General features: G+C 49.1%; 10 protein-coding genes. 1 reads left to right on the top strand and 9 read right to left on the bottom strand.

Going from position 1 to position 12,122, the window contains the following annotated elements; translation table 11 throughout:
- The coding region (locus Q0R17_RS06855; protein ID WP_293933306.1) for a type VI secretion system Vgr family protein at nucleotides 1–2,361 on the bottom strand (2,361 nt) is incomplete at its 3' end.
- Nucleotides 2,362–2,652: 291 nt separating this feature from the next.
- Here Q0R17_RS06855 and Q0R17_RS06850 point away from each other — a divergent pair.
- A complete protein-coding gene (locus Q0R17_RS06850) occupies nucleotides 2,653–3,132 on the top strand; it encodes a GNAT family N-acetyltransferase (protein ID WP_293933305.1) in 480 nt (159 codons plus the stop codon).
- A 140-nt stretch (nucleotides 3,133–3,272) separates the two neighbouring features.
- Here Q0R17_RS06850 and Q0R17_RS06845 read toward each other — a convergent pair whose 3' ends face one another.
- From Q0R17_RS06845 to Q0R17_RS06810, 8 genes are all read right to left on the bottom strand, one after another.
- Complete coding sequence (locus Q0R17_RS06845) at nucleotides 3,273–3,713, bottom strand: hypothetical protein (RefSeq protein ID WP_293933303.1); 441 nt, start codon at nucleotides 3,711–3,713, stop codon at nucleotides 3,273–3,275.
- Nucleotides 3,714–3,728: 15 nt separating this feature from the next.
- Nucleotides 3,729–4,604, bottom strand: coding sequence for a metal ABC transporter solute-binding protein, Zn/Mn family (locus Q0R17_RS06840; RefSeq protein ID WP_293933301.1), 876 nt, complete (start codon nucleotides 4,602–4,604; stop codon nucleotides 3,729–3,731).
- 35 nt (nucleotides 4,605–4,639) lie between these two features.
- Nucleotides 4,640–5,503: a metal ABC transporter permease gene (locus tag Q0R17_RS06835; protein WP_293933299.1), complete on the bottom strand. Its 864-nt coding sequence runs from the start codon at nucleotides 5,501–5,503 to the stop codon at nucleotides 4,640–4,642.
- On the bottom strand, nucleotides 5,503–6,222 hold the full coding sequence (locus tag Q0R17_RS06830) for a metal ABC transporter ATP-binding protein (RefSeq protein ID WP_293933298.1): 720 nt from the start codon (nucleotides 6,220–6,222) through the stop codon (nucleotides 5,503–5,505). The genes Q0R17_RS06835 and Q0R17_RS06830 overlap by 1 nt, the downstream gene beginning before the upstream one ends.
- A 388-nt stretch (nucleotides 6,223–6,610) precedes the next feature.
- Nucleotides 6,611–8,215, bottom strand: coding sequence for a methyl-accepting chemotaxis protein (locus tag Q0R17_RS06825; protein WP_293933296.1), 1,605 nt, complete (start codon nucleotides 8,213–8,215; stop codon nucleotides 6,611–6,613).
- Nucleotides 8,216–8,480: 265 nt separating this feature from the next.
- Complete coding sequence (locus Q0R17_RS06820; protein ID WP_293933294.1) at nucleotides 8,481–9,047, bottom strand: thymidine kinase; 567 nt, start codon at nucleotides 9,045–9,047, stop codon at nucleotides 8,481–8,483.
- Between the two features lie 118 nt (nucleotides 9,048–9,165).
- Nucleotides 9,166–11,127 (bottom strand): ATP-dependent DNA helicase RecQ, encoded by a 1,962-nt coding sequence (locus tag Q0R17_RS06815; protein WP_293933292.1) that lies wholly within the window; start codon nucleotides 11,125–11,127, stop codon nucleotides 9,166–9,168.
- 202 nt (nucleotides 11,128–11,329) lie between these two features.
- Nucleotides 11,330–12,115 (bottom strand): ParA family protein, encoded by a 786-nt coding sequence (locus Q0R17_RS06810; protein WP_293933290.1) that lies wholly within the window; start codon nucleotides 12,113–12,115, stop codon nucleotides 11,330–11,332.
- Between the last annotated feature and the right edge of the window lie 7 nt (nucleotides 12,116–12,122).

The raw sequence follows: 12,122 nt of genomic DNA, 5'->3' as shown, positions 1-12,122 counted from the left end.
CGCTTGCAACTGGATTTTGCCTTTGGCAGCGATCAGTTTTAACGCAACTTTATCTTTTACCCCAGCTACAAACAGGCTGATATGTTGGCCTACGTTGTGTATCCAGCGGCGGCCAGAGGTTTGATTGGTATCGCGCTGCGCGACCAGATCAAGGTTGGTACCGGCGGAGATGGTCTGGCTTTGTGGGCTGGTGATAGCCACGCCATCTTCGCCGTGCAGCAATATAATTTTTTGCTGGCCAGCCTGATCTTTGGATTTGCTCTTGCCGTCTTTATCGGTATTGCTGCCCGCTTCAAGGCTTTTGCTGGCGTGTACGTGGTGATACAGATGGCCGGTGCTGGCTTTGCTGCCGGCGCTATTATCGGCCTCAACGGTTTTGCCCTCGTCGCCGGTTTCTACGGTATCGGCAAGCTGGTTGGTAGCGGTTTCGCCTAGGCTTTGGGCGAGTGAAAATGCAGATTCAAGCTGGCTTTGGGCTGGACTGCGGTCTAGCTGTTTGCCGCTTGCACCGCTTTTGGCTTCGGTGCTAATGAGTAAACCATTGGCGCGAATTGCACCTTGCATATCGGTGCGCAGCTCAAAGCCTTCGCCGCGGGGATCGCCTTTGCCATCAGTCCTTGGCTGGATTAAGTAGCCAAGATTAAGCTGGGTTTTGCCATGCTCACTAGATAGTTTGGTGCGAACTTCACCCTTGGTATCATCAAACAGCAGCTCGCCGTATTGGCCACCTTCATGCTCTTTTGTTTTGATACCCGATAGCGTTTTATTGGCGGGCAATGCACCAGCGCCGCTGAAGGTTGGGACTGAATGGCTGCCGTTATACACAGTGCCAGTTACAATCGGGCGATCGATATCACCCTCTATAAAACTCACCGTTACTTCTTGGCCGATACGTGGGATAAATTGATGTCCCCAGCCCGCACCGGCAGATGGCGCGGCGACACGAATCCAGCAGGATGATTTATCGTCCAGATTTGCGCCAAAATCGGGATGCTCAGCGGCGCGTTGCCAGTGAAATTGCACCTTAATCCGGCCTTGCTCATCGGTATGCACTTCTGAACCGGCAGGGCCAACTACGGTGGCGGTTTGCAAGCCACGGCTTTGAGGTTTGCTCAGCGCTTCATGAGCAAAAGCAGCAGTGAGCGGCTGGCCGCGCCTTTGGGCGGTAAAATCGACTTGATAAGGAGGGGGTGCATCTGCGTCCTTTACGTCTGAAACTGCTAGTAAACTGGGGGCAACCATCAGTAGCTGCTGGCTTAAATCTGCTGGCAGGTTGTTGTTTGCGGTGAACGTAAGCCCCGTAATCGCAAATTCCCTTTGCTCTGCACTGTCCCATTCATGCGCGGGGTGATCTTCTAGCTGGAACCACTGTCCGGCTTGTAAAGAGCGCAGCGTGCCAGACCCTGTAAAGGATTTCTTTTTAGCGTCTGAGGCTTGTTGGCGCAGCTGAGCATAGCGGCTTAAGCCTTCTGAATCTGAGGCGTAATACAAGCCCTGTGGGTCGTAATCTTCAAGGCTAGCCTGAATCTGCTGCCCACCATGCCCCTGATCTACGGCGCTATCCTCGGCACTATTTATGGTACTGCTTGCTTTGTAATCGAAACTGGCTAAAGAAACAGAGCTGCTGCCAATCTGGCGCTGAGTTCGCCATGTTGTAAGCGAATCTGATTCTTCCGTGGCGGAGGCTCTATGGAAGCGCACCTGTCGCTCTGTCGCTTCTGGTAAGGCGTAAGCGTCGTCAAATACAGTTAGCTGCACCTGTGGCGAATCGCCTGGCAAATGCTCAAAGCGGAATGAAAGTCCTTCCTCAAACATTAATCGCACTAAGAAATCAAAGTCCGATTCTCGGTACTGCAGGCAGTAGGAGCGTGGTAAATGATCGCCCGATAGCTTGAACTCTAGAGCTTGCACAGAGGCAAACACGGGGTTTTGATCTTGGTGCTCGGCTAAAACTTGTTTGACGATATCAGGCACGCTGATGTCTTGAAACACGCGAGAAGTACGGCGATATCTAAGCAGAGCAAATGGCGATTCTATTGTGAGCGCATATTTAGCGAAGCCCCCATCAGAGCCCAATAATTGCACTTTGCTAATCACCCCGCAGCGCTCAATCTTGTCGCCAAGAGCATTTGCAATCGCCAATACTACCGGCAAGCCCAATAGCGATTTGAGTTCTAAAGCGCCATCAGGCGATAGGCAATCTATCTGGTAGTGATAAGCTTGGTTGATCCCCTCGTTGCCCATTACTCGCTGCGGCAGAAGCTGCTCGACCCACGCGGCACCATCACCCAGTTGAAGAGAAATAAGGCGCTGATCTTGATTGAAAGCGGCGGCGAAAGAGGCAAGTAGATCAAAGGCCATAATAAACCAAGGGCTTACAGTAATTTTTGCATATTACATGAAGCTTTGCTTTTTCTGGTCAAATATTTCATAAATTATACGGTGTAATTATGAACAAAATTAGATGTTGTAAGGTGTAGCGCGTATGCGAACTCGGGGGCTAGCGATAACTTAATTGGAAAACACCAACCAGCTTCACCGCCACCTACCAGAATCATTTGGAATATTAAATTTTTATATATAAATGTTATTTGATTTTTACTGGCTGGGCTTTGCAAGAGGGTGTGCATATACTGAAGCAGGAGAGAGCCTATGTCTTATTTACATATTCGCCGTTATCGGCCCGAAGATGCGGCTGAGCTTCATGATTTGTATTACACCAGTATTCATCAGGCTTGCCAGAATGATTACACAGCCAGCCAGCTTGATGGCTGGGCTCCCCAAAGGTTTGATCGGGGGCGTTGGCTCAAGCTACTGGAACTATTAAACCCCCGCATTGTGGAATGCAAAGGCCAACTGGTGGCTTATGCAGATTTACAACAAAGTGGCCTAATGAACCATTTCTTTGTGCATGGTGAGTGGCAAGGCAAAGGGGTGGGTAAGGTCTTGCTAAGGCATTTGGAAGATCTAGCGTTTGAGCTAAAGTTGCCTGAAATATCTTGTTTTATTAGTATCAGCGGCCAACCGTTTTTTAAATCTCACGGCTTTAAGGTGGATTACAGCTTATCCAGCGAAGTGCACGGGCAGTGGATAGAAAACGCAAGGATGTATAAGCAAATTGCTCTGTCTTAGCCACCTAGGGTGAATCCTATCAACTTAAGCCAAGCTTGTAGGGCGGGAGCAACCTTTGATCGATGCTAAAAAACGCGGGTTGCACCCCAGGAGAAGATCCGTGCATTTTGTTATCTACAACGCGTTAATTGGGTGCGTACTCATTGCACCACTTTAATGGGCATATCCAGCCGATAAAATAGCCCCATTTCCTGTGCGATTTTGAACTGCCCCTTAATGTGCATACGCTCGGTGCTGACTTTAATCGGCTGCGGGCTATTCACCAATACCATGGCTTCGCTGCCGCCCGGCATGCAGGTGGAGCAGGTGGGCGGCTTGGCCGATAAAATAAAGCGCCGCACGCTGCTACCTGCCTGCAGCGGGAACATATACCCCGCCATGCTCATTTCTTTTTGATCCAGCGCTTTAATGCCAGGGTCAAATGTCGTTTCAGCATCTCCAAATAAGCCTGGGCTGACTTTAACCTTAGCCAGCAATTGCCAGCTGGTAAGTGGCTCATCAGCGTTATAGGCTAAAGAGCCAATCAGCCCAGCAATAGCGAGTAAGGCGGCAAGGGGGGGGATAGCTTTGCGGATTTGCATAGAGTGGCCAGCCGCTTACTTTAAAGCATCCAAAATAGCCTGCGTATTATGGCTAAACATGGCCAGCCAGCTGGGCGCTTTTTTTGATAAAGCATCGGTATAGAGAGGCGGGCCAACTTTGGCTTGGGTTTCGCTGGCAATTTGCATAATTAGCTTTGGGTTACTGATGTTTTCTGCAAACACTGCACGGATATTGTTTTTGCGAATCTCGCGGATCAGTGCGGCCATCTGGCGGGCGCTTGGCTCGGCTTCAGTAGAAATACTTTGTAGTGGCAGTAATTGCAGCTGATAACGTGCACCTAGATAACCCAGCGCATCGTGCGAAGTCACCAGTTTTCTGTTGGCGGCTGGAATAGCAGCAAAAGCGGCGCTGGTTTTTTGATCTAACTCTGCAATCTGTCCTTTAAAGCGGGTAGCGTTTTGTGCGTACTGATCTGCACCTGCTGGGTCGGCTTTTGTTAACGCTAGCTTGATTTCTTCTACCATCAGCAGCACGGCCTGTGGGTCATGCCAGGCATGTGGGTCGGTGTGGCCGTGGTTATGGCTTTCGTGGCCTGCTTCTGCCATTTGCCTTGGCTTGATGTTTTTGCTGACGGTAATTACTTGGCCTTTATAGGCAGAGGCTTGCTCTACACGTTTTAACCAACCTTCAAAACCCAGCCCATTTACAAAAAATAAGGAGGTAGCGGATAATTTTTTTAGGTCTGCAGGCCTTGCTTGCCAGATGTGGGCGTCTTCATCCATGCCAACTAAGCTGCTGACTTCAACTCGGCTACCGCCGATTTCCTGTACTAAATTAGCCAGCACACTAAAGCTAGCGGCCACTTTAAGTGGCGCGGCTTGGGCGACGCTGCTGACGACCAGCAGCAGGGCGAGTAAATGTTTGCGCATAATTAAATCCTGAAAAGTAAGTGGGGGTTTAAGGTTTAAATCGCGTGGTGGCGCGATTTGCGCCGCACAAATAAGCCAAAAGGCGCAAGCAGCAGCGATAAGCAGTACAGCCCGCCTGCCATCAGCACAATGGCAGGGCCGGATGGCAGATCCCACTGGTAAGAGGCAATCAACCCTGCCACACAGGCAAACAAGGCAATCGCCCAAGACAGCACAAACAGCATGGAAAGCCTTTCTACCCATAGCCGAGCGGTGGCGGCAGGTAACATCATGAGCCCCACGGCCATCAGCGTTCCCATGGCCTGAAAAGCCGCCACAAAATTAAGCACGGCAATCACCATAAAGCCAATATGAAAACGCATGCCATTACCGCTGGTGGCGGCAATAAAGCCTGAATCGGCGCATTCCAGCACAATGCCGCGGTATTCAATCGCCAGCCATAGCAGGGTGATGGTGGCTACGCTACTTACAATCAGTAAGGATGGATCATCAATGGCCAGTACCGAGCCAAATAAAAGATGAATCAAATCAACGCTACTGCCCCATTTAGAAACAATCAGCACGCCAATGGCTAGCGCCAGTAAATAAAACCCAGCAAAGCTAGCGTCTTCATTTAAACGGGTTTTTCTGGCGGCCACGCTGGCGGCTAAAGCCACTAGCAAACCTGCCACTAATCCGCCACCCGCCAGCCAAGGCAGGGTTAAGCCGCCAAGCAAAAAGCCGATGGCTGCCCCTGGCAATACGGCGTGCGATAGGGCATCGCCAAATAAAGACATCCGTCGCAAGAGCAGCAAAATGCCAACCGGTGCGCAGCCTATCGCTAGCGCCATGCTGCCGACCAGTGCGCGGCGCATAAAAGCAAACTCTGTCAGCGCGCTAACAATTTCATATTGAGCCATTATTCGCATACCTCACACCATGCAGCATCATTGCGCCAGTGTTGGGCACGGCGGTTTGCCTCGGCAAGTAATTCATTCGTGAGTACGTCTGTGGTATTACCCCAGGCAATCGCCGATTGCGCCAACAGCAGGGTTTGCGGATAGTGAGCGCGCACTTGCGAGATATCATGCAAGACGGTGATTTGGGTTTTTCCTTGCCGATGCCAATCGTCTTGTACTTCTAAAAGCTTATCCACCGTGGTGCTATCCACATTGGCAAAAGGCTCGTCCAGCAATAGCACATCAGCATCTTCAACAATCAGCCGTGCAAAGCGGGCGCGTTGTAGCTGGCCACCGGATAAATTACTAATCGGGGCATTAGCAAAATCGCTTAAGCCCACGCGATCTAGAGCGGCATCGGCCTGCAAGCGGTCTTGCTTCGAGAGGCCACGCCACGCGCCACGCCTAGACCAAGCGCCCGCTAAAGCCAGCTCTCTCACCATTAATGGAAATTGCTTGTCTAGGGTGGAAAGCTGGGCTAAAAAAGCCAGCTTACCATGGGTATGTACATGGCCTTGATCGGCCGATTTAATCCCTGCCAAAGCGGCTAATAAGGTGGATTTTCCAGCACCATTTGGGCCAACCACGGCAGTGTGGCTGCCGGTTTCAAACCGGCCAGATAATGCATGCACCGCGGTTCTATCGCGGTAGCAGAGGGTGAGGTGATGTACTTCAATCATGCTTGCATGGCCCAATCGGTCAGTGCCCATAGCAGCAGTAATAAAGGCAGCACACACAGTACGCGCTGCCATGCGGCCATTTCAAATAAACCTTTCACGCCCATCTCCGATTTTTATTGTGCATCATTGCAGCATCAAGGCGAACAATAGCAATTTATTGCCCTCTTGTGCAAGTCAGTTGCATTTGGTGTGAATATTGGCATGACATGGGAAAGAGGAGCAACTGCTGCTGATACATACTGATCTAGGTGTTCATCATCATGGCTTGCGTTTTTTAAGGCGGAGTGCAGCCGCTCTAAAAAGTCTCCTGAGTATGCCTCTTGCTCATTGCCCTACATGTAATATATGGCTTTATTTGAGTAAGAGACATAATCAGGGAAAGTCTTACTTAGCTGAGCTGGTAACGATTTACTTCGCTCTGCATTGCATCGGCTAGCTGACGTAATTGCTTGGCCGAATCTGCTTCATGCCTTGCGGCGGCGTGGGCTTCTTCGGCCATGCTAGCGGTGCGCTCAACCTGCATGGCCATGGCGTGGCTGGCAGTGCTTTGCTCACGAATAGCTAAAGAAATATCACTGACTTGCGCCGCTACATTTTGCGATGCCTTGCGGATTTCGCGCATAGATTTGCCCGCTTCCCCAACCATAGAAACACCTTGATCCACACGGCCAACCACATCCAACATACGCTCCGCTGCACGGTTTGCTCCCTGATGAATACGGTCCACCGAGGCTACAATTTGCTGGGTAGAGCGGGTGGTTCGCTCGGCAAGCTTACGCACCTCATCGGCCACCACGGCAAAGCCACGGCCTTCTTCGCCTGCGCGGGCGGCTTCAATGGCGGCGTTCAGCGCCAGTAAGCTGGTTTGATCGGCAATTTCCTTAATGATTTGCACCATACTTTGGATTTCTTTATTGCGCTCTTGTAGCTCACCCAGCTCACGGGAGGCTTCATCAACCTGAGCAGCAATGCCGTAAATTTGCTCTACGGTGTTGTCAATTACGGCGATGCCTTGTTCGGCTTGGCTAAATGCGGCTTGGCTAAGTTGATGCGTTTCTTGGCTGCGCTCGGCGATTAAGTGAATGCTGCTGCTGACTTCTTCAACGGTTGCTGCCATAGAAGAAGCGGTTTCGCTGGCGGCCTCTGCATTGCCTGCCTGCTGCTCCGCCATTTGCGCCAAGCCTCCTGCCGCTTGGTTTACATCTAAGCTACTTTGCTTAATTTGCTGAAACGAGCTTTGTATCTGGGCCAAGACTTGATTAATGGTTTGCACCATTTGGCCAATTTCATCGCGGCTGGTTTGCGGAATACGCAGCGATAAATTCATATGGTCGGCAATGCTTTGCATCGTGCTTACTGTGCTTTGTAAAGGCTTACGGATTTGGGTGTAAATATACGTGCCTAAGCTCAGCAGCATTAAGCAGCTCATGAGCACAATGCTAAGAAACACCCACTTAGCCTGCTGCTGCTCAGCATTAAACTGCTCACGCTCTTGATTAATGGCGCGAGTATTGGCGTCAGCAAGGTTTTTTAAGGCGGCATTTACCCGCATTCCTACGGTTGTGCCAAAGGCTTGAACATAGGCTTGAGCCTCATCTTCATTATTTTCTTGCGAGAGCTTGAGTACTTCCGTAAATACAGGTGTGTAAGCTGCAAGCGCTGCACTCAGCTCGCCGGTGCTGCTGCTGAGCTGGCTAGTATTAAGCAGACGAGCTGCGTCTTCAATATCTTGGTTTAAAGCCATAATCTTTGGCTCATGTGTTTTTTTGCTTGCAAGATCCTTTGCCATAATGTGCTGGTACAGCTGCACACGGCGCTCTTTAAATGCCAGACTAATTTTATTTAAGGTATGGATGGCAGGGATATTTTGCTCAGCCATTCTTTGTAGCGATTCATTCGCATAATTTAATTGCTGCCAAGCAATGGTGGCAATTAGTAAAGAAGATGTAAGCGCTAGCGTGATCAGTAAAATCAGTCGTTTGGAAATCGTCATGGGGGTTTTAAAACGCGAGGAGCAAAACGGGGGGCGATGATAGCGGCTTATCTATAAAATTGTCATAAATATAGTAATGATAATTGTTATCGTGTTGATTTTTATCGGCATTTAAAATACGGAGTAAGTAAAACAATGTAGGTTAAGTGACTTACATAAAGCTAACGCTACGATTTGCCAATCACGAAAACAAAGGCGTGGTAGGAGTGCTGCTTGCTGCATCCGATATTGAGCAGCGCCCCTAAGGCTTTTATCATTAGGTGTTTTAAGTTGTTTTCGCCGCGTAATAGCATTTGGCGCACATGGCTAGGTAGCGAGAATTGCCGCCGATCACAATTTGCTCACCGGATACTTCACGCAAGCCTGCAGCATTGAATCTGGCATTCATAGTGGCTTTTTTGCCGCACAAGCAAATTGTTTTCATCTCTTCTAAATCATCAGCCAGTGCTAGCAAATAGGCGGAGCCGGGGAAGGGCATACCTAAGAAATCAGCGCGTAGGCCATAGCAAATCACGGGTAAATTCTTTTGGTGAGCCAAGATATGTAGCTGCTTAACCTGCTCTGGGCTTAAAAACTGCGCCTCATCAATCAAAATGCAGGCCACTGATCTATCGGCAAACAGCTGGCTAAAGTCTGTATCCACGCTAAAAATCTCAGCAGAGCGCGTCACCCCCAGCCGCGATGCCACGGTGCCCACGCTGTGTCTATCATCAATGGCTGCGGTAAAGAGGGCAATTTGCATATTGCGCTCTTCATAATTATGCGCAACTTGCAGCATGGCGGTAGATTTTCCCGCATTCATGGCGGAGTAGCGAAAGTAAAGTTTGGCCATAGGAATCTCAAAAATGCGCAAAAAACAGCACATTCTACGCCGCAATGGCGAGGCTTGCGATCTACGAGTAGGTGATCGCTTGAGAATAGCAGCTTACTTTAGGGGAGATTTCCACAACTTAAGCGGCACTACTGTTATCACTAGGCAAGATGGCTTCCAATAACAATGTAGCCCTCACCTCAGCAAACGGGTAATCCGCTAATTTGCCAAAATAAGTCATTTTGCTGGCGCGATATTTGGTGAGGTGGGGTAGGGTAATGCCGCATAAAAAACAGCTGAGTAGATGTGCGCTCAGTGGCTTGCCTGCTTTATTTACCAGGTCTTGGCACATGGCGTTTAAATCTAAGCGCTCAAGCTCAACCAACTCAGGAGCAAGGGGTAGGGTGGCGGGCTTGCCGTGGCATACGCTGCAATGGCCGCATTGAGCTGGGGCGGCGTTATCGCCAAAGTATTTGGCCAGCGTATGGCTTAGGCATTCGGGGCTTTCAAATAAGTCCAGCATTTGGCTGAGCCGATTAAGCTCGTTATGCTCTTTTTGGCTAAATTGCTGATATAGGCTTAAGGATAATTGTGCCGGATCAATGGGATTTAATACCTGAAAAACATCGGTCATTTGTTTGGTTTCTAAGCGCAAAAAACCCGCTTCGTCTAGATATTCTAGCGCGGCTACGGCGCGTTGGCGCTGCTCGGGAAACTCATTTAAAAAAGATATAAAATCAAAGCTATACCATGTTCTAGCTAATTTAGAATGCTTGAGCAAGGTGGCAATAAACTCGCGCCGATCGCTATTAAAATGACCCAGTAAATCGGCTTCGCTCATTTGCAAGACAAAGCGGTATTCGCTGTAATAGCTATAGAGCGGCTTAATCTTGCCTTGCATATTTAAATACACCAGCAAGGTTTTTAAAGGCAATTGGCGGATATTGCTTTGGGATGACAAATTAAACAATGTCATTTCCCATTGGCCATTGGCCGTTTCATCCACAATATTTTGTAATACTTTGGCAATGGATGCTTGCTCTGGCGTATCACCATAAACAAAGTTTTGCAGCAGATTAAGCCCATCTTGGCTGCCTAATAATGTGCAGAGCGATTTTTCGCCATCACGCCCAGCGCGGCCAATTTCTTGGCTATAGTTTTCTACTGATTTGGGTAAATCGTAATGGATCACTTGGCGAATATCGCTTTTATCAATCCCCATTCCAAAGGCAATCGTTGCCACAATCACTTGTGATTTGCCTTGCATAAAATCATCTTGAATCTGCTGGCGCACTAGGTTATCTAAGCCCGCGTGATAAGCCGTAGCGTGAATGCCGGCTACCTGCAATTTATTCGCCACGGTTTCAGCGGTTTGCTGCTGCGTTACATACACCACACAGGGGGCGTTAGGCGTTTTGCCGAGTAGATGGATCAGGGTTGAATCTTTTTGGGTGCTGTCTACGGGGCGGATATGTAAGTGCAAATTGCTGCGGTAAAAGCCCGTTACCGTAATGTGCTCGGCGCTAATAGCAAATTTGCTGGCCATGTCTTGGATAACCGCTGGGGTGGCGGTGGCGGTGAGCAGCAGGGCTTGCGGGATATTGAGTTCTTTTTTGTAATCAGGCAGCTTTAGGTAATCAGGGCGGAAATTATGCCCCCATTCCGAAATGCAGTGGGCTTCGTCAATCACCAGTAATGAAACAGATACTTGGCTGATAAAGCGGCGAAAACGCTCATTTTTTAAACGCTCGACCGAAACCATTAAAATTTTTAGCTCGCCCTGCTGTACATCTTGCATCACTTGCTGGGTTTCTTCGCGGCTTTGGCTGGAATCAATGGCAGCGGCACGAATACCCTTACTGTGTAAAAACGCCAGTTGATCGCGCATTAAGGCCAAAAGAGGAGAAATCACCAAAGTAAGATGCGGCATTTGTAAAGCCGCCAGTTGATAACACAGTGATTTTCCTGATCCTGTCGGAAAAATGGCCATCGCCGAATGCCCATTAACCAATGCTTCAACAACTTCACGCTGTCCATGACGAAATTGGCTAAAACCGAAGTATTGCTGCAGTTGTTCAGAAAGCGGTACGGCGTTAAACATAAGACGTTGATTCCAGAGTGCAGGGTAATAAGGTAAAACAAGTGACGTAATATGGGGGCAAATATTAACAGAGCTGTAAGATTTTTGCCGGAGTATTGCTGCGTAGTCCTGCGTTTGTTTAGCTTAAGCAAATATGCTGCTTAAATTGGGTAGAACGCCTGTTTTAAAGCGTGAACCATCTAGATGTATTTAAGATTAAATCTTACTCGAACGGTAGATCCAGCGAAAGCGAAATTAAGTTACTTTCGATGAGTTCATCAAGCAAAAAAGTAAAGTCAGCTGCAGCACCAGAGCTTGGGGCAAAATCAAAAATATTTGATCCGCTACCCACGGCCGCCGATAGCGCTTCTTGCTCCCGAATCCGCGTTTTAAGCACTTCACCAGGAAAATGCTTAGTCAGCTGACCCGCTACGGTTTCGGCGGTAATTTGCCCTGGGGTGTAGCGGTTAATTAAATAGCGCCGGGGTTTACGGGCTTGGAATTTTTCTAATCCCTTTAAGGTCTGTGCCAGTTGCATTGCTCCGTTCAGGGCTAGGTATTCCGCCGCTACGGGAGCCAGAATAATATCTGCAGCAAACATTGCCGAAAACGACAACACGCCAAGGGTAGGGGTGCAATCAATAATAATGGGCAGGCCAAAGCCTGAGAGCATCTCGGCGGTCAGCGCTAGCTTTAGCCGCCAAACGTGATCTTTGTGCCGTGTAAGCTGCGCATCTACTTTACCTAGCTCTAGGTGCGATGGCACAAAGTTAATGCCATCGTCTCTGGGGATGATTAAATCTGAAAGGGTGCTTGCGCCCTGAAAAAACCGGTAAATACTCTGGCTACTCTTAGGCTTAATGCCATAGAGCGAGGTGAGGTGAGCTTGTGGGTCTAAATCAATAACGAGTGGTTCCACACCATTTTTTGCGATAGCTGCCGCTAAATTGGCCGTCACCGTGGTTTTGCCTACGCCACCTTTTTGATTAAAAACGACAATAACCGTCATAAAACTC

The sequence above is a fragment of the Iodobacter sp. genome (assembly GCF_025352645.1).
Taxonomy (GTDB): Bacteria; Pseudomonadota; Gammaproteobacteria; order Burkholderiales; family Chitinibacteraceae; genus Iodobacter.
Note: the sequence above shows the minus strand (reverse complement) of the source record. Positions and strands in the feature narration are given on the sequence as shown.

Coding starts and splice junctions, on each gene's coding strand:
- Q0R17_RS06850 (WP_293933305.1), top strand. CDS start 2,653: ATGTCTTATTTACATATTCGCCGTTATCGGCCCGAAGATGCGGCTGAG.
- Q0R17_RS06845 (WP_293933303.1), bottom strand. CDS start 3,713: ATGCAAATCCGCAAAGCTATCCCCCCCCTTGCCGCCTTACTCGCTATT.
- Q0R17_RS06840 (WP_293933301.1), bottom strand. CDS start 4,604: ATGCGCAAACATTTACTCGCCCTGCTGCTGGTCGTCAGCAGCGTCGCC.
- Q0R17_RS06835 (WP_293933299.1), bottom strand. CDS start 5,503: ATGGCTCAATATGAAATTGTTAGCGCGCTGACAGAGTTTGCTTTTATG.
- Q0R17_RS06830 (WP_293933298.1), bottom strand. CDS start 6,222: ATGATTGAAGTACATCACCTCACCCTCTGCTACCGCGATAGAACCGCG.
- Q0R17_RS06825 (WP_293933296.1), bottom strand. CDS start 8,215: ATGACGATTTCCAAACGACTGATTTTACTGATCACGCTAGCGCTTACA.
- Q0R17_RS06820 (WP_293933294.1), bottom strand. CDS start 9,047: ATGGCCAAACTTTACTTTCGCTACTCCGCCATGAATGCGGGAAAATCT.
- Q0R17_RS06815 (WP_293933292.1), bottom strand. CDS start 11,127: ATGTTTAACGCCGTACCGCTTTCTGAACAACTGCAGCAATACTTCGGT.
- Q0R17_RS06810 (WP_293933290.1), bottom strand. CDS start 12,115: ATGACGGTTATTGTCGTTTTTAATCAAAAAGGTGGCGTAGGCAAAACC.